Here is a 22,426-nt window from a genome sequence, read left to right as displayed (position 1 = left end):
CCGTGACCAGCGAGGTGCTGTCGCACGTACTCCTGAGCCTGGCCTTTGTCGTTGCTCTGGCCCGCCTGGGCGGGTTTCTCTTCGAGCGGGCCGGCCAGCCGCCGGTCGTCGGCGAGATCGTGGCCGGCATCCTGGCCGGCCCGTCGCTGCTCGGCCTGATCGCGCCGCAGGTCAGCCATCTGCTGCTGCCGGCCGACGCGAAGCCCTACCTGAACATGCTCGCCCAGCTCGGCCTGGTCATCTTCATGCTGGTCGTCGGGCTGGAGGTGGAGACCGCGACGCTGGGCCGGCGGGCCGGCACCGTCGGGGCGGTCACGCTGGGTGCGACCCTGCTGCCGTTCCTGCTCGGCCTGCTGCTCGCGGTGGTCATCTGGCCGTGGTACACGGTGGACGCCGGCCGCACGCCGTTCCTGCTGTTCGTCGGGGTGGCGGTGGCGATCACCGCGTTCCCGGTGCTGGCCCGCATCCTGCGCGACCGCGGTATGTCCGGCACCCGGATGGGCAGCATCGCCCTCGCCTGCGCCGCGATGATCGACGTGGCCGCTTGGCTGGCGCTGGCCGGCGTCATCGCACTCGCCGGCCATGGCGGCCGTCCGCCGTGGGTGACGCCGGCGCTGGTGATCGGGTTCGTTCTGCTGATGCTCCTGGTGGTGCGGCCCGGGCTGGCGGCGGCCCAGCGGCGCGGCGCTCTCGACCGGATCTCGCCCCGGGCCCTGCTCATCGCCGCGCTGGTGGCGGCCGTGCTCGCCGCCTGGTTCACGGAGAGCATCGGCCTGCACAGCATCTTCGGCCCGTTCATCCTGGGTCTGGCGCTGCCCCGGGTCGAGTCGGTCATCGACGTCATCACCACCCGCGCGGCCGACCTGAGCAGTGGGCTGCTGCTGCCGGCCTTCTTCGTGGTGGCCGGGATGGGCGTCGACGTCACCGCGCTCGGGTGGCGCGACGCCGGAGTCCTGGTCGCGGCGGTGGCGGTCTCGATGATCGGCAAGATCGCCGGGGCCGCCGGGCCGGCCCGGCTCACCGGCCTGTCCCATCGCGACTCGCTGACCCTCGGCGTGCTGCTGAGCACCCGCGGCCTGACCGAGCTCGTCGTGCTCAGCGTGGGCGCGGCGGCCGGCCTGCTCACCACCACGCTCTACACCGTTCTGGTGATCAACGCGGTCATCACCACTCTGGCGACCGGTCCCCTGCTCTCGCTGATCGAGCGCAGCGACCGGAAATCTGTGAACCGGAAGGATCAATCATGGACACCCGCGTCGACGTAACCGTCCTCGGCAGCGGCATCGGTGGCAGCACCGTGGCCGCCATTCTCGCGAAGCTCGGCGTCTCGGTCGCCATCGTGGACGGGGCCCGGCACCCGCGGTTCGCCCTGGGCGAGTCCACCATCGGCGAGACGTCGTTCCTGCTGCGGCTGCTGGCCGCTCGTTACGACGTGCCGGAGCTGGCCCACGTGTCGACAAGCGGCGGCATCGCCGAGCACGCCAGCCGGCGGTGCGGCATCAAGACCAACTTCGGCTTCGTCTACCACACCGCGGGTCAGGACCACGATCCGTTCGAGGTGACCCAGTGCAGCGTCTCCGAGGGCCCGTACGGCCCGGAGTCGCACCTGATGCGCGCCGACATCGACCAGTACCTCTTCCAGGCTGCTGTTCGTTACGGGGCCGTGGCCCGGGAAGGCGTCCGCGTCCAGTCGGTCGACATCGGCGCGGACGAGGCCGTCGTCGTCCTCGACGACGGGGAGATCTTCCACAGCGACTACGTCATCGACGCGACCGGGCGCACCTCGGTGCTGGCCGACGTGTTCGGGCTGCGCGAGGAGCCGTGCCGGTTCGAGACCAACTCGCGGACCATCTTCACGCACATGCGCGGCGTGGTGCCGTTCGACTCGGTCGAGGAGTCCAGCGGCCAGCCCAACCTGTGGCACGAGGGCACCCTGCACCACCTGTTCGACGGCGGCTGGCTCTGGGTCATCCCGTTCGACAACCGCGAGGGCAGCGAGTCCGACCTGGTCAGCGTCGGGCTCAGCCTGGACGTCGACAAGTTCCCCAAGCCCGAGGGGGTCACCCCGGAACAGGAGTGGACCGACTTCCTCGACCGGTTCCCGGCGATCGCGCGGCAGTTCAAGGGGGCCACCTCGGCGTTCCGCTGGATCTCCACCGGGCGCACCCAGTTCTCCTCCTCTCGCACGGTCGGCGACCGCTGGGTGCTGATGAGCCACGCGGCCGGGGCGATCGACGCGCTGTTCAGCCGGGGCATGGCGAACACCATGGCGGTCATCGAGGCGTTCGTGCCGCGGTTCCTGGCCGCTCGGGAGGCCGGTGACTACTCGGCTGCGCGGTTCGACTACATCGAGACGCTCAACCAGAACATCCTCGACAACAACGACAAGCTGATCGCCGGGTCGTACATCGCGTTCCGCGACTTCGACCTGTGGCGGGCCTGGTCGAAGATGTGGTACCTGGCGTGGAACCTGGGCGTGATCCGGGTCGCCGGCACCTATTACCAGTACCTGGAGACCAACGAGCCGGCCCTGCTGGAGCGGTTGCACCAGGGGGCGGTGCCAGGCTCGTTCTGCCCCGACCTGCCCAGCGCGCAGGAGCAGTTCGAGGCGTGCTTCGAGGTGATGCTGCGGGTCAAGCGGGGTGAGCTGACGCCGACCGACGCCGTGCCGGAGCTGGCCTGGATCCTCGGCGACGGGGAGGCGTCACCGTCGCCGCTCAATCTGCACGACGTGCTGCGCCGGTGGCACGACGGGTCGATGGAGACTCAGCGGCTGATCTACCAGTGGGGACGGACGGCAGCGCCGGAGCCGCTGCGCCAGTACTTCGACTACGACCGCGCCACGATCACCAAAGCCGCCGAATTGGTCCGAACCTCCTGATTTACCTTCAAACTGGTCAAATGGCTCAGTTTGAAGGACGCCCCCTGCCCCGGCCCGACGAAGAGGTGTTCGACCAGGGCCTCGGCTTCGATCTCGACACGTTGCTGAGCCGTCGTGGCCTGCTGCGGGCCGTGGGAGCCGGGGCTCTCGGTCTCGGTCTCACGGCCTGCGGTTCTTCCTCATCCTCATCCGATGATTCGGTGGTGGAGACCACCACGTCGGCGTCTACTTCCACCACCGAGATCCCGGACGAGACCGCCGGCCCCTACCCCGGGGACGGGTCGAACGGGCCGAACGTGCTCGCCGAGAGCGGCATCGTGCGCAGCGACATCACGTCCAGCTTCGGCGACGCGAGCGGCACCGCCGAGGGCGTGCCGATGACGCTCACCCTCACCATCAAGGACCTGGCCAACGACGGCGCCGCCTTCGCCGGGGTGGCGGTGTACGTCTGGCACTGCACCCGCTCCGGCGAGTACTCGATGTACTCCACCGGCATCACCGACGAGAACTACCTGCGCGGCGTGCAGATCGCCGACAGCGCCGGCCAGGTGAAGTTCACCAGCATCTTCCCGGCCTGCTATTCCGGCCGGTGGCCGCACATCCACTTCGAGGTCTACCCCGACCAGGCGAGCACCACCAGCGCCTCGAACGCCATCGCCACCTCCCAGGTCGCGATGCCGAAATCAGACTGCGACACGGTGTACGCGACCACGGGTTACGAGGCCTCGGTCAAGAACCTCGCCCAGGTCACCCTGGCCACCGACAACGTGTTCAGCGACGACTCGGGCGTCTCCCAGCTGGCCACGGTGACCGGCAGCGTCAGCGCCGGTTACGCCGCCTCGCTGACCGCCGGGGTGGACACCACCACGACCCCGTCCGGCGGCGGCGCCCCGCCTAGCGGGCGGTGACCCGGCGGCGGGCCCGCTGACGGCAGGTCGGTCCGCAGAAGCGGGCCGGCCGCCCGGTGGCCCGGATCGGCAGCCCGGTGCCGCACTCGGCACACGTTTCGTGACGCTCGATGTCACGAAACTCCCGGGATTCGGTACGCAGACTCTCCAGCAGCAGCCGGACCATCCGGGTGCCGCGGGCCCGGTTGCGGTGCGCCGCCCGCAGCGCCGCCCCGCCGGCGATCAGCGCGGCCAGGTCGTCGGCCCGCAGGTCGGCCCGGACCGCCCCGGCCTGCTTGGCCCGGGCCAGCATCCGGTCGAGGGCGTCCCGGAACCGCTGGACCGCCGCGGTCAGCAGGGCGTGCGGCCAGCCCCGGTCGGCGGTGATCACGTCGCAGACCGGCTTGGTCCCGGTGGACTTGTCGATCACCTCGAACAGGAACCCGAACAGCGCGTCACCGGGCGCGGCCCGCGCGGTCCACCGGTCGGCGGCCGCCACGAACCCGTCGATCTGCTCGGCGAACACCGCCTCGACCAGGAACTCCTTGCTGGGGAAGTGCCGATAGACGGTGCCCGCGCCGACCCCGGCCCGCCGGGCGATCCGGCTGAGCGAAACCTCCCGCCCGTCCTCGGCCAGCACCTGCGCCGCGGCGCGCAGCACCAGCTCCCGATTGCGACGCGCGTCAACCCTGGTCGTCATGTCACGCAATCCTTGCCGGCGCCAAAACGGGTGGACCATTCCGAATCGTGACTGTATCCGACACCGGCGCGTCGGCCCGCGCCCCGGACTGCGCACCCTCGACGACTGGCTGGCCGAGTCCGGTGCCGCCGCCATCCGCTCTCACGGATAGTAATCCTATAGGTCTTATAGACTTTGATGGCGCAACGACTTAGTGTCGGTGTTACCGGTAACGAACCGGCGTGTTACGAGTGCCAGCGCTCAGCCCCGGCTTGTTGGCCGGCAACCCTCCTCGCGACGGGGTGCCCCGGGTGAAGACACGACCGCACAACGGCTGTGCGGTAACCGCGGCTTCTCAGGCACTAGGAGCGACACCCCCATGCCTTCTTCTTCTCGAAAGTTGTGGGCCCTGGCCCTTCCCGCCCTTCTGCTGACCGCCTGCTCCGGGGCCGAGGCCGGTGACTCGCCGACGGCGAGCACCGGCACTCCGGTCAGCGGCGGCAGCCTCACCTTCGCGGTCAACACCGACGGTTCCTGCCTCGATCCGCACCAGAGCCCGGCCGACGTGGACGGGCTGTTCTCCCGCCCGATCCTGGACTCACTGGTCTCGCTGAGCGCGGACGGCACGATCCACCCGTGGCTGGCCACCGAGTGGTCGGTCTCGGCCGACCAGCTCACCTATTCGTTCACCCTGCGTGACGGCGTGACCTTCAGCAACGGCGAGAAGTTCGACGCGGCGGCGGTGAAGGCCAACCTCGACCACATCGTCGCCCCGGCGACGAAATCCCAGCTCGCGGCCGGGACGATCGCGACCTATGCGGGTACGACGGTGGCAGACCCCACCCATGTGCAGGTGACGTTCAAGACGCCGAACTCGGCCTTCCTGCCCAGCCTCGCCTCCGCCTACCTGGGCATCGAGGCGCCGTCCACGCTGACCAAGCCGCCCGCCGACCTGTGCACCCACATCGTCGGGACCGGGCCGTTCACCAGCACCGGCGGCTACAGCAAGGGCAAGGGCATCGACTACGCCCGCAACGACGCCTACAACTGGGCGCCGGGCACCGCCAAGCACACCGGTGCGGCCTACCTGAGCCAGCTGTCGATCAAGGTGGTGCCCGAGGACGCGTCCCGGTACGGCGCGCTGACCAGCGGGCAGATCGACGCGATCGCCAGCGTGCCGCCGGTCAACGTGGCGCAGCTGAAGAACACGCCGGGCTTCACGGTGCAGGCGGCCGCGGCCCCGGGCGGCAACTACAACTACTACCCGAACACCGCCAAGGGCGTGTTCGCCGACGCCAACGTGCGCAAGGCGTTCCGCGAGGGCATCGACTGGCAGACCATCGTCAGCAAGCTCTACTTCGGACAGTTCCAGCCGGCCAAGGGGCCGCTGTCGCCGGCCACCGTCGGTTACGACAAGACCATTGAGGCGGCGTACGCCTACAACGCCGACGAGGCGAACAAGTTGCTCGACGCGGCCGGCTGGACCGGCCGGGACGGCGAGGGTTACCGCACCAAGAACGGCGCCCGGCTGACCGTGCGGCATCCGTTCCTGAAGGCGTACGCCCGGGAGCAGCGCGACACCCTGGCCGACCAGATCCAGGCGGCCGCCAAGCAGATCGGCATCTTCGTCGACAACACCAACCCGGACATCAACGCCTACCTGGCCGACGTCGGCGCCGGAAACTACGACCTGGCCGACTTCAGCTGGCAGCGGTCCTCCCCCGACGCACTGCGCACCCTGTTCGGCGCGGAGAACGCGCCCAAGGGCGGCTTCGGCACCAACCTGTCCTTCACCAGCGATCCCGCGATCGACAAGGACTTCACCGACGCTCTCGCGACGACCGATCTGACCAAACAGGCCGAGCTGTACGGCGATGCCCAGCACCGGATCACCGACGCGGTCGCGGTCTTCCCGGTGTACGTCTTCAACTACCTGCTCGGCTCCAGCACCAAGGTGCGGGACGTGCAGTTCGAGCCGCAGGCCTTCCCGACCTTCTACGACGCCTGGAAGCGCCCGTGAGACGGGTCGCCTCCGCGGTCCTGGTGCTCTGGGGCGCGGTGACGGTCACGTTCCTCGCCCTGCACCTGATTCCGGGCAGCATCGTCGACGCGATCATCGGCCAGTCCCGGGTCACCCCGGAGATCCGCGCCCAGATCATCCAGGACTACTCCCTCGACAAGCCGCTCTGGCAGCAGTATCTCGGCTACCTCGGGCGACTGCTGCACGGCGACCTCGGCCACTCGTACAACCAGGGGGTGGCGGTCTCCACCGCCCTCGAACAGCAGGCCGGGTCGACGTTCGCGCTGCTGCTCGGCGGCGTCGCTTTCGCCCTGGTCGGCTCGGTGGTGGTGGCGGTGGCGACGGCCAACCGGCCGCGGTGGATCCGCGGCCCGGCCGCCACCGCCGAGGTGGTCAGCGTCGCGGTGCCGTCGTTCTGGCTCGGCATCCTGCTGCTGACGGTGTTCTCGTTCCGGCTTCACTGGTTCCCGGCGATCGGCGCGAACGGCTTCAACGGGCTGGTGCTGCCGTCGATCGCGCTCGGCCTGGCGCCGGCCGCGATGCTCAGCCAGGTGCTGCGGCAGGGCCTGGAACGGGTGCTGGAGGAGCCGTTCATCATCACCGCCCGGGCCCGGGGCCTGCGGTCGGCGGCGGTCCTGCTGCGGCATGCCCTGCGGCACGCGGTGCTGCCGGTGGTCACGCTGACCGGCTGGCTGGTGGGCGCGTTCGTCAGCGGCGCGGTGGTGATCGAGAGCGTCTTCTCCCGGCAGGGGCTCGGGCACCTGACCGTGGGCGCGATCAGCCAGCGGGACTTCCCGCTGGTCGCCGCGATCGTGCTGATCTCGGCGCTGGTGTACGTGGTGGTCAACCTGGCCGTCGACGCGCTCTACCCGCTGCTGGACCCGCGGCTGCGCAAAGCCCCGGAGGTCGTCCGATGAGGTCGCGGCCCGGCGTCGTACTCAGCTTCGTCTTCCTGTTCGTGCTGGCCCTGGCCGCGATCTGGCCGCATCTGTTCTCCGCGACCGACCCGAACGCGGCCGACATCCAGAGCACGCTCAGCCCACCGAGCGGACAGCACTGGTTCGGCACCGATCAGAACGGCCGGGACATCTACGCCCGGGTGGTCACCGGCGTACGGCTGTCGCTGTTGATCGGGGTGACCGCCTCGGCCCTGGCCCTGATCGCCGGCTCGGCCATCGGGGTTTTGGCCGCGCAGGGCGGCCGGGTCCTGAACACGGTGGTGAACCGGCTGCTCGACATCTTCCTGTCGATCCCCGGTCTGCTGCTGGTGCTGCTGGTCATCGCGGTGCTCGGGCCGGGCGTCCGCAACTCGATCATCGGACTCGCGCTGGTCACCACCCCCGGCTACGCCCGGGTCGTCCGCGGCGAGGTGATCCGGATCCGCGGTGCCGCCTACCTCGAGGCGGCCAAGGCGCTCGGCTGGTCCCGGCCGCAGATCGTCCTGCGTCATCTGGTGCCGAACGCGCTCGGGCCGGTGCTGGTGCTGGCCACCATCGGCATCGGCGCGGCGATCAGCATCGGGTCGTCGCTGAGCTTCCTCGGTCTCGGCCCGCAGGCGCCGACCGCCGAGTGGGGCGCGATGTTGTCCAGCAGTCGCGACTACTTCACGGTCGCCTGGTGGCCGGCGATCTTCCCGGGGCTGGCCATCACCGCCACGGTGCTGGCGATCACGGTCGCCGGCCAGTTCCTGCAGCTGCGGGTGGAAGGACGGTCCCAGGCATGACGGCGCTGGTGGACGTGGCGAACCTGGACGTGAGATTCGGGGCCGTGCATGCCGTCCGCGGTATTTCGTTCCGGATCGAGGCCGGGCAGAGCGTGGCCATCGTCGGCGAGTCCGGGTCGGGCAAGAGCGTCACCGCGCGCAGCCTGATCGGCCTGGCCGGCCGGGGCTCGACCGTGCGGGCCGACCGCCTCGACATCGACGGCACCGACGCGCGCCGGCTGCCCGAGGGCCGGTGGCGGCGGCTGCGCGGCCGGCGGGTCGGGTTCGTGCTGCAGGACGCGCTGGTCTCGCTCGACCCGGCCCGCACGGTGGGTGCGGAAATCGGCGAGGCGCTGCGGACGCACGGCACGGTTCCCCGGGCCGAGGTCGACGCGAAGGTGCTCGACCTGTTCCGGGACGTCGGGGTGCCGCAGCCGGAACTGCGGGCCGGGCAGTACCCGCACCAGCTCTCCGGCGGCCTGCGGCAGCGAGCCCTCATCGCGTCGGCCATCGCGGCCGACCCGGCCCTGCTGATCGCCGACGAACCCACCACCGCGCTGGACGTGACGGTGCAGGCGCAGATCCTGCAGCTGCTCGCCCATCGCCGGGCGGCCGGCACCGCGCTGCTGCTGATCAGTCACGACCTGGCCGTGGTGTCCACGGTGGCCGATTACGTGCTGGTGATGAAGGACGGCGTGTTCGTGGAGCAGGGCCCGACCCGGCAGGTGCTCGAGGACCCTTCCCACCCGTACACCCGGCAGTTGCTTGCGGCCGTGCCGGTCGCTCATGCCCGGGGCACCCGGCTGTCGCCCGCCGTCGGCGGGCCCGTCGCCCAGCCGCGGCCGGAAACCGGACCGGAGATCGTCCTGGAGGCCAAAAACCTGATCAAGGCGTACGGCGTGATCACCGCCGTCGATGACGTGTCGCTGCAGTTGCGGTCCGGCGAGACGCTCGGCATCGTCGGCGAGTCGGGCTCCGGCAAGACCACCACCGCGCGGCTGCTGCTCGACCTCGAAACGGCCGACTCCGGCACGGTCGACGTCGACGGCACCATCTGGAGCGAGATCGACGCCAAGTCGCAGCGTCTGCTGCGCCGCCGGATCCAGGTGGTCTACCAGGATCCGCTGAGTTCGTTCGACCCGCGCTATCCGGTGCACCGGATCGTCGCGGAGCCGCTGGCGGTGGCCGGGGTGCCGCGCGCCGAACGCCGGGCCCGGGTGGTCGCGCTGCTCGACCAGGTCGGGCTGAGCGCGCAGGTCCTCGATCGGCGGCCGGCCCAGCTGTCCGGCGGCCAGCGGCAGCGGGTCGCGATCGCCCGGGCGCTCGCCCCCGAGCCCCGGGTCATCGTCTGCGACGAGCCGGTGTCGGCGCTGGACGTGTCCATCCAGGCCCAGGTGCTCGACCTGCTCGCCGATCTGCAGGCGGAGCTGGGCATCTCGTACGTCTTCATCTCGCACCACCTCGGCGTCGTCTACCACGTCAGCGACCGGGTGCTGGTGATGAAGGACGGCAAGGTCGTCGAGTCCGGCGACGTCGAGCAGATCTTCCACGATCCGCGGCACGAGTACACCAAGAGCCTGCTGGCCGCGGTACCGACCTTGAAGAGCACGGAGGTAATTCGATGACCGACGTCGTCGTGGTCGGTGGTGGGGCGATGGGTTCCGCCGCGGCCTGGCAGCTGGCCCGCCGGGGCCTGGACGTGGTGCTGCTGGAGCAGTTCGAGGCGGGGCACGTCCGCGGCGCCTCGCACGGCGCGTCCCGGATCTTCCGCCTCTCCTACCCCGACTCCGTCTACATCGGACTCGCTCGTGAGGCGCAGACGCGGTGGCGGGAACTCGAGGACGTCACGGACACCCAGCTGCTGACCGTCACCGGCGGCGTCGACCACGGCGACCACCCGCATCTGCACCTGCTGGCCGACGGGCTCGCCGCCAACGGGGTGCGCCGCGACTGGCTCACCCCGGCCGAGGCGGCCGAGCGCTGGCCCGGCATCCGCTTCGACACCCGGGCCCTGTTCCACCCGGACAGCGGCCGCCTGCACGCTGATCACGCCGTCGCGGCCCTGCAGCAGGCCGCCGCCAAGGAGGGCGCGGTGGTGCGGCACTCCACCCCGGTGACCTCGATCGAGGTGCGGGGCGAGGACTCCGTGGTCGTGCACACCGATTCCGGCTCCTATCCGGCCCGCCGGGTGGTGGCGGCGGTCAACGCGTGGGCGTCCAAACTGGTCGGTGACCTGGTCCCGCTGCCGCCGCTGCGGGTGACCCAGGAGCAGCCCGCGCACTTCGCCCCGCTGCTGCCCGAGGACGGCTGGCCCAGCTTCGGCCACATTTTCGCTTCCGCGGATGGCATCTACGGCCTGGCCACCCCGGGTGAAGGCATCAAGGTCGGCTTCCACGGCATCGGGCCCGAGGTCGACCCCGACCATCGCGACTTCACCCCCGAGCCGAACCAGTTGGCCGCGCTGCGCGACTACGCCCGCACCTGGCTGCCCGGGGTCGACGCCGACGACTTCACCCCGATCAGCTGCACCTACACCACCACGCCCGACAGCAACTTCGTCCTGGACCGCCTCGGCCCCGTGGTGGTGGCCACCGGCTTCTCCGGGCACGGATTCAAGTTCGTGCCCGCCATCGGACGCGTTCTCGCCGACCTCGCCGTCGACGGGACCCGTCCAGATCCGCGTTTCACCTTCGCTCGATGAGGAGGACTCCCGTGAGCACCACGCCCCTGTCCGTACTGGATCTCATACCGCGCAGCAGCGGCACCGGCACCGCCGAGGCCGCGCGCAACCTCATCGATCTCGCCCAGCAGACCGAGCGTTTCGGCTACCACCGTTACTGGTTCGCCGAGCACCACCTCAACCCCGGCGTGCTCGGCGTCTCCCCGGCCGTGTCGATCGCCCTGGTCGGGTCGGCCACCAGCACCATCCGGCTCGGCTCGGCCGGCGTCCAACTCGGACACCGCCAGCCCCTCGCCACCGTCGAGGAGTTCGGGCTGCTCGACGCCGCCTACCCGGGCCGGCTCGACCTCGGGGTGGGCCGGTCGATCGGGCGGCAGAAACCGGCCGACGGATCCACCGTCAAGGCGGCCGTCTCCGCCTACACCGCGCTGCGCGGCGGCGGGGAACACGACGTCGAGAAGCGCGCCGACAACGGCCTGCTGCTGCCCAAGCAGTACGACTTCACCGCGCTGCTGAAGACCGCGGGTGGGAAGGTGGCCGCGTTCCTCGACCTGTTGCAGCAGCCGGGCGCGTACACCCCCGACTACGACAGCCAGATCAGCGACATCCTCGACTTCCTGGCCGGCACCTACGTCTCCCCCGGCGGCGCACCCGTGCACGCCTACCCGGGCGAGGACGCCCCGGTCCAGGTGTGGATCCTGGGCGCGTCCGGCGGTTCCAGCGCGACCGTGGCCGGCGAGCGCGGGCTGCGGTTCGTGGCCGGTTACCACCACAGCCCGTCCACCGTCCTGGACGCGGTCAAGGCGTACCGGGCGGCGTTCCGCCCGTCCAAGTACCTCGACGAGCCGCACATCGCGGTCTCCGCCGACGTCGTGGTGGCCTCGTCCGACGAGGAAGCCGCCGAGCTGGCGTCCGGCTACGGCCTGTGGGTGCGCGGCATCCGGGCCGGCGTCGGCGCGATTCCGTTCCCCACGCCCGCCGAGGCCGCCGCGCACGAGTGGACGCCCGAGGAGCGCGAGCTGGTCCGGGACCGGATCGAGACCCAGCTGGTCGGCTCGCCGCGCACCGTCGCGGACCGGCTCGAGCAGCTGCGCGACGCCACCGGCGCGAACGAACTGGCGATCACCACGATCACCCACGACCATCCCGACCGGGTGCGGTCCTACGAGCTGCTGGCCGCGGAGTGGAAGCGGCGGGGCAACTGGTGACCGTCATCGACGAGGCGGCCTGGCAGTCGCTGACCGGCCCGCACGCCCACTTCGCCGAGGGCACCGGGCGGGCGCTGCGTTACCCCGCCGACGTGTCTCCGATCATGGCGGTGCCGCCGGTGCAGGACGACGAGGTGTGGGCCGACCTGCTCGCGCTGGTCGGGCCGGACTCGCTGGTGCTGCTGGCCGGCGAGATCTCGGCCCCGCCGGACGGCTGGACGGTCGAGTTCTCCGGCGACGGCGTCCAGCTGGTCGCGACCGGCGCGCTGCGGTCCGAGCCGTTCCCGGAGGCGGTGGTCCTCGGCGCCGCCGACGTTCCGGAGATGCTCGATCTGGTGGCCCGTACCAAACCCGGCCCGTTCGCGCCGCGCACCTACCAACTGGGCACCTACCTCGGCGTACGCCGGAATGGGTCGTTGATCGCGATGGCCGGTGAGCGCCTGCACCCACCCGGTTGGACCGAGATCAGCGCGGTCTGCACCGACCCGGACTTCCGCGGGCAAGGCCTGGCGTCCGGGCTGGTCCGGGCGGTTGCCCACAACATCCGCGAGCGCGGCGAGACGCCGTTCATGCACGCGTCGGCCGAGAACATCAACGCCATCCGGCTGTACGAGTCGATCGGGTTCGAGGTGCGCCGGAAGGTTCTCTTCTCGGCGCTGCGCAGTCCCGTTCCCGGAAGGGGAAAACCATGACACAGCTGCACCTGGCCGTCGCTCTGGACGGCGCCGGCTGGCATCCGGACGCCTGGCGCGACCCGGCCGCCCGCCCGCAGGACCTGTTCACCGCCGGCTACTGGAAAGGGCTGGTCGCCGAGGCCGAGCGCGGCCTGATCGACTTCGTGACGATCGACGACTCGCTCACCATCCAGTCGGCCGACCACTTCGCGCCGGACGACCGCGTCGACCAGGTTCGCGGCCGGCTCGACGCCACCCTGATCGCGGCCCGGGTGGCACCGGCGTCGGCGCACATCGGCATCGTGCCGACGGTGACCGCCACCCACACCGAGCCGTTCCACGTGTCCACCGCGATCGCCACGCTCGACTACGTCAGCACCGGCCGGGCCGGGGTGCAGATCCGGGTGGGTGGACTCGGCGGCGAGACCGCGCTGTTCGGCCGCCGCGAGTTCCCGGCGATCAGCCTGGACAACCTGCAGGATCCGGCGATCCAGCAGCTGATCGCCGAGCGGTTCGACGAGGCCGCCGACTTCGTCGAGGTGGTCCGCCGGCTGTGGGACAGCTGGGACGACGACGCCGAGATCCGCGACGCCGCGACCGGGCGGTTCATCGACCGGGAGAAGTTGCACTACATCGACTTCGAGGGCCGCTGGTTCTCGGTGCGCGGCCCGTCCATCACCCCGCGCCCGCCGCAGGGCCAGCCGGTGGTCACCGCCCTCGGCCACGGCACCGTGCCGTACCAGCTGGCGGCCCGCGCCGCCGACGTCCTGTTCGTGACGCCGCACGACCCGGCGGGCGCCCGGGACATCCTGGCCGAGGTCGACGGGCGGCCGTCTCTGGTCTTCGCCGACCTGATCGTGCTGTTCGGCGGCCATGATCCGGCGTTCTTCTCGGACGCGAAGATCGTCGCCGGCACCGCCGGCCAGATCGCCGACCAGATCGAGGAACTTCACCAGCTCGGCTACGCCGGGGTGCGGCTGCGGCCGGGCGTGCTGCCCACCGACCTGACCGCGATCACCGACCAGCTCGTGCCGGAGCTCCAGCGCCGCGGCCTGTTCCGCACCTCGTACGCCGAATCGACCCTGCGCGAGCGGCTCGGCCTCGCTCCCCTCACGACCGGAGCCCTCCGATGACCAAGCAGATCATCCTCGGCCACTACCTCGGCGGCTTGAACCACCAGACCCTCTGGTCCGACCCGGCCGCCGGCAGCCAGATCGACTTCGCCTCGTTCAAGCACGCCGCGCAGACCGCCGAGCGCGGCAAGTTCGACTTCTTCTTCCTGGCCGAGGGCCTGGTCCTGCGCGAACGGCAGGGCCAGATCTTCGACCAGGACGTCATCGGCCGGCCCGACACGCTCACCGTCCTGGCCGCGCTGGCCGAGGTGACCGAGCACCTCGGCCTGGTGGCCACCCTGAACGCCACCTTCAACGAGCCGTACGAGCTGGCCCGCCAACTGGCCACTCTGGACCACCTGTCCGGCGGCCGGGCCGGCTGGAACATCGTCACCTCGTCGGACGCCTTCACCGGCCGGAACTTCCGCCGCGGCGGCTTCCTGGCCCGCGAGGACCGCTACGTCCGGGCCCAGGAGTTCCTCACCGTCGCCCGCCAGCTGTGGGACTCGTGGTCGGCCGGCGACATCACCGCCGACAAGGAGTCCGGCCGGTTCCTGAGCCGCCCCGACGCCGGCGAGTTCGCCTTCAGCGGCAAGCAGTTCGACGTCAGCGGCCGCTTCACGGTGCCGCGCAGCCCGCAGGGCCAGCCGGTGATCCTGCAGGCCGGTGTGTCCAGCGAGGGCCGCGAGTTCGCCGCGGGCGGTGGCCCCGACGCGATCTTCTCGCCGTACCACACCCTCGCCGAGGCCCAGCCGTTCTACCGCGAGATCCAGCAGCGCGCGGCCGCCCACGGAAAGCCGCCCGGCTCGGTGAAGGTCCTGCCCGGCGCGGCGTTCGTGCTGGCCGACACCGAGACCGAGGCGATCGAACGGCACCGGGAGATCGCGCACGCCCAGATCACCGGCCGCGGCGCCCAGATCCTGCTGGAGACCGTCTGGAACCGCGACCTCTCCGGTTACGACCCCGACGGCCCGCTGCCGGACGTGGACCCCGACCCGGACGGCCCGCCGATCATTCAGGGCCGCGCCCGCATCCACCAGAACCCGGCCGACACCATCGCGCAGTGGCGGTCCATCGCCGAGGAGAACAAGTACTCCCTGCGCGAACTGGCCATCCACGTCTTCGGCCACGTCGAGTTCGTCGGCACGCCCACCCAGATCGCCGACCGCCTGCACGATTTCGTCCAGAACGAGGGCTCCGACGGGTTCATCATCGGCTCCCACCTGACCCCCACCGGCCTGGACGAGTTCGTCGACCGGGTGGTCCCGCTGCTGCAGGAGCGAGGCTCCCTCCGCACCGACTACGAGGGCACCACGCTGCGCGACAACCTGGGCCTGTCCACGCCGGTGGGGTCAGCGGGCTGAGGCGGTACGCGCCGCGATCATCTGGGCGCCGGTCAGGCTGATGTCGTCGGCCGACGGCGGCCGGGAGAGGGCCGGGTGGCGGGTCTCCCACGCCTCCCGGACCCGCTGCGGCAGGTGCAGGCTGCGCCACAGCCGGCGCAGCACGCTCGGGTTGAGCAGGTCGTTGACCTCGCAGCAGTCGGCGGCCTGGCACAGCACGGTCTGGTAGGCGGTGCGCTGCTCGGCCGGGTCGTCGAGGTTGAACCGGCGCCGGCTCCGACGCCCGGTGATCATGTGATGCGGCACCTCGAGCAGGCCCACGCTGTGGCCGTGCAGATCGGCGAGCTGAGCGGGAACCACGGGGGCACGGTCGGCGGCGCTCCGGCGCCGTCGCCCATCTCTTGCGGCAACGTACGACATACGGCCAGGCTAGGCGCGCCGAGCCGCCCCGGACCCGGGGTCACACGTTCTGGTAGCCATCGCGCCGCGAGTGACAAACCGGCCGCCTGAGTCAGGTGGGCAGCCCGTACCCTCGAAACGGCCGCGGTCAGCGGCGGAACGCGGGCTCACGGGGAGCATCATGATCGGCACACACATCGACTTCACCACCTCGACGCCGGTGCCCGGCACGATGGACGTCACGTGGATCCACGGGTCGTCCTCGGCCAAGCACAACACCGATCCCGACATCCAGGTGCACTCCTACAACGAGCACACATTCGCCCTGCGTCAGAACAAGGCGGTCAACTACGAGGCGCCGTTCCTGTTCCTGCTGTTCGGGGACGAGCGGGTCGTGCTGCTCGATACCGGTGCCACCGCCTCCGCCGAGCACTTCCCGCTGCGGCGAACCGTCGACGAGCTGGTAGAGCGCTGGCTGGTCACCCACCCGCGCGAAGGCTACGAGCTGCTCGTCCTGCACACCCACGCGCACGGCGACCACGTCGCGGGTGACGGCCAGTTCGCCGACCGGCCCGACACCCGCGTCGTGGCGGCGAACCGCGCGGCCGCGTGGGCCTACCTGGGCCTCGACAAGCCCGGCGACGCGGGCGAGGTCGATCTCGGCGGGCGCGTGCTGGAGTGCGTGGCCACGCCCGGCCACCACGAGGCGGCGGTCACCTTCTACGACCGGTACACCGGGCTGCTGTTCACCGGCGACACGGTCTATCCGGGGCGGCTCTACGTCTCCGACTGGCCGGCCTTCCGGCGCACCGTCGACCGCCTGGTCGAGTTGGCCGAGTCACGGCCGGTGACCCACGTGCTCGGCTGCCACATCGAGATGACCACCAAGCCGGGCGTGGACTATCCGGTCTTCACCACGTACCAGCCCGACGAGCCGCCGCTGCAGATGACCACATCGCAGTTGCGCGACCTCCGCACGGCGGTCGGCGAGGTGGACGGGCGCCCCGGCCCGCACGCCTTCGCCGATTTCATCATCTGCGTCCTGCCGCAGTGAACCCCATCGGCCGTACCCGATCGCATGAAATCGCTGCGTAGACCCCGTACTCGCCAGGTGATCGCGGCCGGAGGCCGATGCGGAACCGGCGCGGTCGCGCCACTGTGATCGGCATGCGGCAATCTGTACGGACCCGGAAGTCAGACCCGGCGCCGATGATGTCGGCCGGACGTGTCGCCGAGCTGATGCGGGCCGGCGGCTGGCGCCGGGTGACGATCACCGCCGGCCTCGGCCATCTCGGCACCGACGTGATCGGTGTCGGCGCCGACGGCCGGCGCTGGCTGATCCGGTGCCATCACGACCAGACCCCGCTCGCGCCGTCCGATGTGCACCGCTTCGCCGAGACCAACCGCTACCTCCGGCGCGGCGACCTGACCGTGCTGGTGACCGACCAGCCGCTCACCCAGCCGGTGCTGCAGGCCGCCGCACGCGGCGGCGTCACCCTCGTCGATTCCGGCACGCTGTCCTGGTGGGCCACCGTTCAACTCCGGGAGACGAGCTGATCAACCCGCGTTGCGGGACTCCTGGACGCGCATCGCGATGACCAGGTCCTCGCGGGCGCGGGCGATCCGGGAGCGGATCGTGCCGACCGGGCAGTCGCAGATCTCGGCCGCCTCGGCGTACGAGAGGCCGGCCACCTGGGTCAGCAGGAACGCCTCCCGGCGGTCGGCGGCCAGGCCCCGGACCAACTCGGTCAAGGCGTGGTGTTCCTCGAAGCGGGCCGGCACGGCCGGCGCCTCACCGTCCGGCAACGGCGCGGTGCGGGGCCGGCGGGTCGCGTACCGGACGTGATCGGCGGCGACCCGGCGGGCGATCGAAAACAGCCAGGTACGCACCGACGAGCGCCCGGCGAACCGCGGCAGCGCACCCACCGCCCGCAGGTAGGTCTCCTGCGCGAGATCCTCCACCTCACCCGGCGAGGTCAGCGGGGACAGGAAGCGCATCACGTCACGCTGGGTGAGGCGGATCAGGTCGGTGAGCGCGGCCCGGTCGCCACGCCCGGCCGCGTACGCCAGGTCGGCCAGGGGGTCGGCGTCGGTCACACCCCGAGGTACGCGCCGACCGGCCGAAAGGTTCACCCGGGAACCGGGCCGCCGGTTTCGACGACTATCTAGAAACTGGCGGGAACTATTCGGCGACACCGTAGGACCAATGACCGTGGATATCACGAAAAATACGCTTACGCGCATCGCGGCCACGGCCGGGCTGCTGGTCACTCTCGGTCTGGCCGGCTGCGGCAACGATGCCGCCACCGGGAGTACGCCGACCGCAACACCCTCCGCCGCCGCCACCTCCCTGACGATCAAGGACCCGTGGGTCAAGGCGGCCCCGGCCGGTGAGATGACCGCTGCTTTCGGGGTGCTGACCAACGGCACCGGCGCCGACGTCACGGTGGTCTCGGCCGAGTCGCCCGCGTCGCCGATGGAGCTGCACGAGATGACCATGAAGGACGGGAAGATGGTCATGCAGCCCAAGGAGGGCGGCTTCCTGATCAAGGCCGGCGGCACGCACGAGCTCTCCCCCGGCGGCGACCACCTGATGTTGATGAGCCCGGCCAAGGCGATCGAGGCCGGCGACGAGGTGACGTTCACGCTGAAGCTCGCCGACGGCACGACCGTCCCGTTCACCGCGATCGCGAAGCCGTTCGCCGGAGCCGGCGAGAGCTACGCCCCGGACATGTCGATGCCGGCCTCCGGCATGCCCGCCTCCGGCATGCCGACCCCCGGCATGCCGATGGGGAGCGCCACGCCGTGACGACCCGCCGTCGTCTGCTCGCCGGGGCCGGTATCGCCGGCCTCGGCGCCGCGGCCGGAGCCGGGGCGGTCGCCGCCCTTCCCGACAGCTCCGGCTCTTCCGGCCCTTCCGGCCGTTCCGGCCTTTCCCACCCTTCCGGCCCTTCCGGCCCGGCGACACCGGTCGCGGCCACCACCGATCTGGATACCGGTACGGCCACCGTCGCGTTCCACGGCCCACGCCAGGCGGGCGTGTCCGAGGATCCGCCCGCGCACGCCGCGTTCGTGGCGTTCACCCTCGCGGCCGGCACCGACCGGCGCGCGCTGGGCCGGATGCTGCGGTTGCTCTCCGACGACGCGGCCCGGCTCACCCGGGGCGAGCCGGCGCTGGGCGACACCGACGCCACCCTGGCCGGGTTGCCGGCCCGGCTGACCGTGACGTTCGGCTTCGGTCCCGGCCTCTACCGCGCCGCCGGCCTGAAGTCGCCGGTCGCGGACCTGCCCGCCTTCAAGATCGACCGGCTGGAACGGCGCTGGTCCGGCGGCGACCTGCTGCTGCAGATCTGCGCCGACGACCCGCTGACCGTCGCGCACACCCAGCGCATGCTGATCAAGGACGCGAGGCCGTTCGCCGCGATCCGCTGGGTGCAGCAGGGCTTCCGGCGCAGCCCCGGCGTCCAGGCCCCCGAGCACACCCAGCGCAATGTGCTGGGCCAGCTCGACGGCACCGCCAATCCGCGCGGGACCGCCGAGATCGACCCGGCCGTGTGGAACGAGGACGGCTCCACGACGTTGGTGGTGCGCCGGATCCGCGCCGAGATCGAGAAGTGGGACATCCTCGCGGTCTCGGACAAGGAGAACGCGGTGGGCCGCCGCCTGGAGTCCGGCGCCCCGCTGAGCGGCCAGCAGGAACACGACGAGCCCAACTTCACCGCCGTCGACGCCTCCGGCCTGCCGTCCATGCCGGACTTCTCCCACGTGACCCGAGCCCACGTAACGGATCCGACGCTGAAGATCCTGCGCCGCCCGTACAACTATGACGGCATGCCGGACGCCGCCGGCCATCCCGATGCGGGTTTGATCTTCGCTTCGTACCAGAAAGACATAGCCCGCCAGTACGTACCCATCCAGCAACGCCTAGCCGACAAGGACCTGCTGAACGAATGGATAACCCCAATTGGTTCCGCCGTCTTCGCCGTCCCACCCGGCTGCACCGACGGCAGCTGGATAGGCGCCACCCTGCTGGCTTGACCCACCCAGCCCACACACCGTCGGCCCGCACCACACCCCGAGTCCCCAGCGGGATCCGACTCACCAGCGCAGCCCGGCCCGCCAACGCAACCCCGGCCGACGGCACGAGGGTCGCCGGCGCGAGAGTCGGCGGCGCCGGGAGAGTGCTGCTGGCCGTGGTGGCGTTGGCGGTCGTACTGCTGCCCGGCGTTCCCGCGTGGGCGCACACCTCGCTGGTCTCGTCGGTGCCGGCCAAGGGCGCGGCCCTCACGAAAGCACCCACCGCGGTCTCGCTGACCTTCAGCCAGCGTCTCAACCCCGACTTCACCACGATCGTCGTCAGCGACGCCGCGAAGCAGCGCATCCCCGCCGCTCCCCCGGCCATCGACCGGGCGACCAGCACCCTCGAGTTCAGCCAGCCGCTGACCAACGGCACCTACACGGTCGCCTACCGAGTGGTGTCAAACGACGGCCACACCGTGCAGGGCTCCTACACGTTCACCGTCACCGACCCGGCCCAACCGTCCCCCTCGGCCACGCCCACGCCCACCACCGCAGCGGCAACGTCGGCGGCAGCCGCCCCGCCGTCGTCCGAGGCCGACTCCAGCAGCGGCATGCCGACCGGCGTCCTGATCGGCCTGGGCGCCGCCGGACTGCTGCTAGCCGCAGCTGCGGTCTACCTGTATTTGTCGGCGAAGCGGCGCACCGCGCCCCAAAGCGAGCCCGTCGCCTAGCCAGCCCGGTTCACCCACCGTCGGCCAAAACGCCAACCGCAGCCGGCCGGACCACCGCGACCGCCGCCGCTCCGAACATCAGCCGCAGGCAGCCCGATCACCCGCGCCCGCACCCGACTCGACCACCCACAGCCCCGCCGGCCCAACCCCAGCCGCAGCCAGCCCGACCACCGCGACCCCGCCGCTCAACCCCAGCCGCAGCCAGCCCGACCACCGCGACCCCGCCGGCCCACCCCAGCCGTAGCCAGCCCGGCTACTCGCGCCCGCGCCCGGCCCAAAGGCCAACCGCAACTAACTCGCTTCGCTCGGCCTACCGATGCGTGCAGCCCTGGCCGACGTGGGCAACTGCCAGCTGACCGGGCGCGGATCTGCGCCTTTTCGCGCCCGCTTCAGATCTTGCGGACTTGCTGTTATCTCCTCACGGCAAGTCCGCAAGATCCAGCTGAGCTGACTCAACAGCGGGGGACATATACGGAATATCGCGCTCTTCGCTCTGCGATGCGCTCGCAATGCGGAAGCGCTGTCCACAATGCAGGAACGGCGCCGCGATGCGGTACGCCGAACCAGAATCCGAGACCGGTGACCACCATGCGGGAGGTCGCGAGCATGGTCAGCACCAGGATCTGAGCCCGGGGCGCGGCAGCGCGAGCAGCAGTAATGAGCGCCTGCCACTCGCGCTGCCGGGCCCGGTCAGCGGCCGGCGGGCGCCGGGGAGACCGGAACGGCCGGTTCCCGGCGACGGGAGCGGATCGCGGCGACGGCGAAGTCGATCAGCAGGAACGCGGCCAGCGGGATGCCGAACAGCGGCACCGCCCAAGCCACCCCGAACACCAACGGGACGCCGACCGCGATGCCCCACGGTGGCAGCTGCTGCCAGGCGCCGCGGGCCGGTGGCGCGCCGACCGGTGCCCGGCGGTCGGCTCGGGTGGGGCGACGCTGCCACCACATCCGGTACCCCCAGACGATCACGCAGATCAGGCCGACCGCCAGGGCCGCCAGCAGCAGCTGGTTGACCAGGCCGAACAGCTGGCCCATGTGGGCGTAGATGCCCCACTGGGTCAGCTTGGCCATGAACGGCCAGTCGGCGAAGTCGCTCCGGTCGGTCACCGCGCCGGAGGCGGAGTCGATGGCGACCGCGTCCCGCTGTACTGGCCAGTGGGCTCCGGTCTCGGTCACCGACCAGGCGGTGGTGGCGTCGGCCGGGACGGCGATGGAGACCGGCCCGTCGATGCCGTTGTCCTGCGCCACCTTCATGACCGCGTCGACCATCGCGAGATCGACGGTGGTGGCGGTCGCCGGGCCGGCGCCCATGTCGTGGTGGCCGCCGCCGGATGCCGCCGGTTCACCGGCCAGCGCGGTGGACACGGCCGGCCGGCTGCCGTGCAGGGCGTCCACCGCCGCGCCGAAGTTGGCGCCCGCGTACTGCGACCAGGTCAGACCGGTCAACGCCAGGAACAACAGTCCCAGGGTCAGCCACACGCCGGTCGCGGCGTGGAAACCGCGCGTTCGGCGTACCCCCTTCTTGGCCTTTAGATCTGGGGTCAGCATGCGGCGTCCGCGCTGGCGGCGCCACCAAAGAATGAGCCCGCCCAGGGCGATGACGGCCAGCCAGCTGGCGGCCAGCTCGGAGTAGAGGTTGCCGACCGGACCGAGATGCAGGCTGGTGTGCATGTCGTCCAGCCAGGTCTGCATCGGCGTGCTGGTCCACCAGGTGGTGAGCTGGCCGGTGACCGCGCCGGTGTACTGGTCGACGTACACGGTGTGCTGGTGTTCGAAGTCGAGTTCCGGGGACGAGAAGTCGACCTGGGTGGTGGCGGCACCGCCGCCGGGCCGGACGGCGGTCACGGCCCCGGCCGGGTGGGTGGCGCGGGCCGCGGCGATCTGCTCGGCGAGCGGCTTGACCGAGCCACCCGGGTCGGCGACGACGAGTTCGTCGGCATAGACGGCCCGGTCGAGTTGCGGGGAGAACGCGTACGCGAGCCCGGTCAGCGCCGCCAGCAACAGGAATGGCGCAACCAGGATCCCGGCGTAGAAGTGCAACCGCAGCAGCAGCGGTCCGAAGGTAGCGGCGGGCGCGGTGCGCACCTGCC

The 22,426-nt window shown here is 71.2% G+C and carries 21 protein-coding genes and 1 riboswitch; of the genes, 17 read left to right on the top strand and 4 right to left on the bottom strand.

Annotated elements, in window-relative coordinates; translation table 11 throughout:
• Positions 1-2: 2 nt before the first annotated feature.
• From Ate02nite_RS22700 to Ate02nite_RS22690, 3 genes are read left to right on the top strand one after another with little or no spacing between them, the layout of a single operon-like run.
• Positions 3-1,265: a cation:proton antiporter gene (locus Ate02nite_RS22700; RefSeq protein WP_203808774.1), complete on the top strand. Its 1,263-nt coding sequence runs from the start codon at positions 3-5 to the stop codon at positions 1,263-1,265.
• The gene (locus Ate02nite_RS22695) at positions 1,244-2,881 is read left to right on the top strand and encodes an NAD(P)/FAD-dependent oxidoreductase (protein WP_203808772.1); all 1,638 of its coding nucleotides are present in this window, start codon (positions 1,244-1,246) and stop codon (positions 2,879-2,881) included. The genes Ate02nite_RS22700 and Ate02nite_RS22695 overlap by 22 nt, the downstream gene beginning before the upstream one ends.
• 20 nt (positions 2,882-2,901) lie before the next feature.
• Positions 2,902-3,789, top strand: a complete 888-nt coding sequence (locus tag Ate02nite_RS22690) for an intradiol ring-cleavage dioxygenase (RefSeq protein ID WP_203808770.1) — start codon at positions 2,902-2,904, stop codon at positions 3,787-3,789.
• Here the strand turns inward: Ate02nite_RS22690 and Ate02nite_RS22685 are convergent.
• The gene (locus tag Ate02nite_RS22685; RefSeq protein WP_203808768.1) at positions 3,776-4,468 is read right to left on the bottom strand and encodes a TetR/AcrR family transcriptional regulator; all 693 of its coding nucleotides are present in this window, start codon (positions 4,466-4,468) and stop codon (positions 3,776-3,778) included. The genes Ate02nite_RS22690 and Ate02nite_RS22685 overlap by 14 nt on opposite strands.
• A 222-nt stretch (positions 4,469-4,690) precedes the next feature.
• A riboswitch (SAM riboswitch) is annotated at positions 4,691-4,801 on the top strand.
• A 25-nt stretch (positions 4,802-4,826) separates the two neighbouring features.
• On the opposite strand from Ate02nite_RS22685, the gene Ate02nite_RS22680 reads away from it, so the two are divergent.
• Genes Ate02nite_RS22680 through Ate02nite_RS22640 form a run of 9 tightly spaced genes read left to right on the top strand, consistent with a single transcriptional unit; the run spans position 4,827 to position 15,207 of the window.
• The gene (locus Ate02nite_RS22680) at positions 4,827-6,467 is read left to right on the top strand and encodes an ABC transporter substrate-binding protein (RefSeq protein WP_203808766.1); all 1,641 of its coding nucleotides are present in this window, start codon (positions 4,827-4,829) and stop codon (positions 6,465-6,467) included.
• Positions 6,464-7,384, top strand: a complete 921-nt coding sequence (locus tag Ate02nite_RS22675) for an ABC transporter permease (RefSeq protein WP_239147607.1) — start codon at positions 6,464-6,466, stop codon at positions 7,382-7,384. The genes Ate02nite_RS22680 and Ate02nite_RS22675 overlap by 4 nt, the downstream gene beginning before the upstream one ends.
• Positions 7,381-8,190: an ABC transporter permease gene (locus Ate02nite_RS22670; protein ID WP_203808764.1), complete on the top strand. Its 810-nt coding sequence runs from the start codon at positions 7,381-7,383 to the stop codon at positions 8,188-8,190. The genes Ate02nite_RS22675 and Ate02nite_RS22670 overlap by 4 nt, the downstream gene beginning before the upstream one ends.
• Complete coding sequence (locus Ate02nite_RS22665) at positions 8,187-9,794, top strand: dipeptide ABC transporter ATP-binding protein (RefSeq protein WP_203808762.1); 1,608 nt, start codon at positions 8,187-8,189, stop codon at positions 9,792-9,794. Before Ate02nite_RS22670 ends, Ate02nite_RS22665 begins: the two co-directional genes overlap by 4 nt.
• Positions 9,791-10,870: an FAD-dependent oxidoreductase gene (locus Ate02nite_RS22660; RefSeq protein ID WP_203808760.1), complete on the top strand. Its 1,080-nt coding sequence runs from the start codon at positions 9,791-9,793 to the stop codon at positions 10,868-10,870. Before Ate02nite_RS22665 ends, Ate02nite_RS22660 begins: the two co-directional genes overlap by 4 nt.
• A gap of 11 nt (positions 10,871-10,881) precedes the next feature.
• A complete protein-coding gene (locus Ate02nite_RS22655; protein ID WP_239147606.1) occupies positions 10,882-12,057 on the top strand; it encodes an LLM class flavin-dependent oxidoreductase in 1,176 nt (391 codons plus the stop codon).
• The gene (locus tag Ate02nite_RS22650; protein ID WP_203808756.1) at positions 12,054-12,749 is read left to right on the top strand and encodes a GNAT family N-acetyltransferase; all 696 of its coding nucleotides are present in this window, start codon (positions 12,054-12,056) and stop codon (positions 12,747-12,749) included. Before Ate02nite_RS22655 ends, Ate02nite_RS22650 begins: the two co-directional genes overlap by 4 nt.
• The gene (locus Ate02nite_RS22645) at positions 12,746-13,864 is read left to right on the top strand and encodes an LLM class flavin-dependent oxidoreductase (RefSeq protein WP_203808754.1); all 1,119 of its coding nucleotides are present in this window, start codon (positions 12,746-12,748) and stop codon (positions 13,862-13,864) included. The genes Ate02nite_RS22650 and Ate02nite_RS22645 overlap by 4 nt, the downstream gene beginning before the upstream one ends.
• Positions 13,861-15,207 carry an NtaA/DmoA family FMN-dependent monooxygenase gene (locus Ate02nite_RS22640; RefSeq protein WP_203808752.1) on the top strand — a complete coding sequence of 449 codons (1,347 nt, stop codon included), beginning with the start codon at positions 13,861-13,863 and terminating at the stop codon, positions 15,205-15,207. Before Ate02nite_RS22645 ends, Ate02nite_RS22640 begins: the two co-directional genes overlap by 4 nt.
• Here Ate02nite_RS22640 and Ate02nite_RS22635 read toward each other — a convergent pair.
• Positions 15,196-15,546 carry a hypothetical protein gene (locus Ate02nite_RS22635; protein WP_203808750.1) on the bottom strand — a complete coding sequence of 117 codons (351 nt, stop codon included), beginning with the start codon at positions 15,544-15,546 and terminating at the stop codon, positions 15,196-15,198. The two genes, Ate02nite_RS22640 and Ate02nite_RS22635, sit on opposite strands and share 12 nt — an antisense overlap.
• Before the next feature lie 220 nt (positions 15,547-15,766).
• Here Ate02nite_RS22635 and Ate02nite_RS22630 point away from each other — a divergent pair, with 220 nt between their 5' ends.
• Positions 15,767-16,639 carry an MBL fold metallo-hydrolase gene (locus tag Ate02nite_RS22630; protein ID WP_203808748.1) on the top strand — a complete coding sequence of 291 codons (873 nt, stop codon included), beginning with the start codon at positions 15,767-15,769 and terminating at the stop codon, positions 16,637-16,639.
• A gap of 113 nt (positions 16,640-16,752) precedes the next feature.
• Entirely contained in the window at positions 16,753-17,142 is a 390-nt protein-coding gene (locus tag Ate02nite_RS22625) for a restriction endonuclease (RefSeq protein WP_203808746.1), read from the top strand.
• Here Ate02nite_RS22625 and Ate02nite_RS22620 read toward each other — a convergent pair whose 3' ends face one another.
• On the bottom strand, positions 17,143-17,682 hold the full coding sequence (locus Ate02nite_RS22620) for a sigma-70 family RNA polymerase sigma factor (protein WP_239147605.1): 540 nt from the start codon (positions 17,680-17,682) through the stop codon (positions 17,143-17,145).
• A gap of 109 nt (positions 17,683-17,791) precedes the next feature.
• On the opposite strand from Ate02nite_RS22620, the gene Ate02nite_RS22615 reads away from it, so the two are divergent.
• The 3 genes from Ate02nite_RS22615 to Ate02nite_RS22605 all read left to right on the top strand — a co-directional run bounded on the left by Ate02nite_RS22615 (position 17,792) and on the right by Ate02nite_RS22605 (position 20,336).
• Positions 17,792-18,394, top strand: coding sequence for a copper chaperone PCu(A)C (locus Ate02nite_RS22615; RefSeq protein WP_203808744.1), 603 nt, complete (start codon positions 17,792-17,794; stop codon positions 18,392-18,394).
• On the top strand, positions 18,391-19,623 hold the full coding sequence (locus tag Ate02nite_RS22610) for a Dyp-type peroxidase (RefSeq protein WP_203808742.1): 1,233 nt from the start codon (positions 18,391-18,393) through the stop codon (positions 19,621-19,623). Before Ate02nite_RS22615 ends, Ate02nite_RS22610 begins: the two co-directional genes overlap by 4 nt.
• Before the next feature lie 143 nt (positions 19,624-19,766).
• Positions 19,767-20,336 carry a copper resistance CopC family protein gene (locus Ate02nite_RS22605; RefSeq protein WP_438871240.1) on the top strand — a complete coding sequence of 190 codons (570 nt, stop codon included), beginning with the start codon at positions 19,767-19,769 and terminating at the stop codon, positions 20,334-20,336.
• 690 nt (positions 20,337-21,026) lie between these two features.
• On the opposite strand, the gene Ate02nite_RS22600 is transcribed toward Ate02nite_RS22605, so the two are convergent.
• A complete protein-coding gene (locus tag Ate02nite_RS22600) occupies positions 21,027-22,421 on the bottom strand; it encodes a PepSY-associated TM helix domain-containing protein (RefSeq protein WP_203808814.1) in 1,395 nt (464 codons plus the stop codon).
• Positions 22,422-22,426: the final 5 nt, after the last annotated feature.

Origin of the sequence: Paractinoplanes tereljensis, from assembly GCF_016862435.1 — a bacterium.
GTDB classification, from domain to species: domain Bacteria; phylum Actinomycetota; class Actinomycetes; order Mycobacteriales; family Micromonosporaceae; genus Actinoplanes; species Actinoplanes tereljensis.
The sequence above is the reverse complement of the archived record's forward strand: the minus strand, read 5'-3'. Positions and strand labels throughout refer to the sequence as shown.

Bases quoted from the DNA above. Each gene is read 5' to 3' on its own strand.
- Ate02nite_RS22660 (WP_203808760.1), top strand. From the start codon at position 9,791: ATGACCGACGTCGTCGTGGTCGGTGGTGGGGCGATGGGTTCCGCCGCG.
- Ate02nite_RS22695 (WP_203808772.1), top strand. From the start codon at position 1,244: ATGGACACCCGCGTCGACGTAACCGTCCTCGGCAGCGGCATCGGTGGC.
- Ate02nite_RS22665 (WP_203808762.1), top strand. From the start codon at position 8,187: ATGACGGCGCTGGTGGACGTGGCGAACCTGGACGTGAGATTCGGGGCC.
- Ate02nite_RS22680 (WP_203808766.1), top strand. From the start codon at position 4,827: ATGCCTTCTTCTTCTCGAAAGTTGTGGGCCCTGGCCCTTCCCGCCCTT.
- Ate02nite_RS22625 (WP_203808746.1), top strand. From the start codon at position 16,753: ATGCGGCAATCTGTACGGACCCGGAAGTCAGACCCGGCGCCGATGATG.
- Ate02nite_RS22685 (WP_203808768.1), bottom strand. From the start codon at position 4,468: ATGACGACCAGGGTTGACGCGCGTCGCAATCGGGAGCTGGTGCTGCGC.
- Ate02nite_RS22690 (WP_203808770.1), top strand. From the start codon at position 2,902: ATGGCTCAGTTTGAAGGACGCCCCCTGCCCCGGCCCGACGAAGAGGTG.
- Ate02nite_RS22615 (WP_203808744.1), top strand. From the start codon at position 17,792: ATGACCGTGGATATCACGAAAAATACGCTTACGCGCATCGCGGCCACG.
- Ate02nite_RS22640 (WP_203808752.1), top strand. From the start codon at position 13,861: ATGACCAAGCAGATCATCCTCGGCCACTACCTCGGCGGCTTGAACCAC.
- Ate02nite_RS22645 (WP_203808754.1), top strand. From the start codon at position 12,746: ATGACACAGCTGCACCTGGCCGTCGCTCTGGACGGCGCCGGCTGGCAT.
- Ate02nite_RS22630 (WP_203808748.1), top strand. From the start codon at position 15,767: ATGATCGGCACACACATCGACTTCACCACCTCGACGCCGGTGCCCGGC.
- Ate02nite_RS22670 (WP_203808764.1), top strand. From the start codon at position 7,381: ATGAGGTCGCGGCCCGGCGTCGTACTCAGCTTCGTCTTCCTGTTCGTG.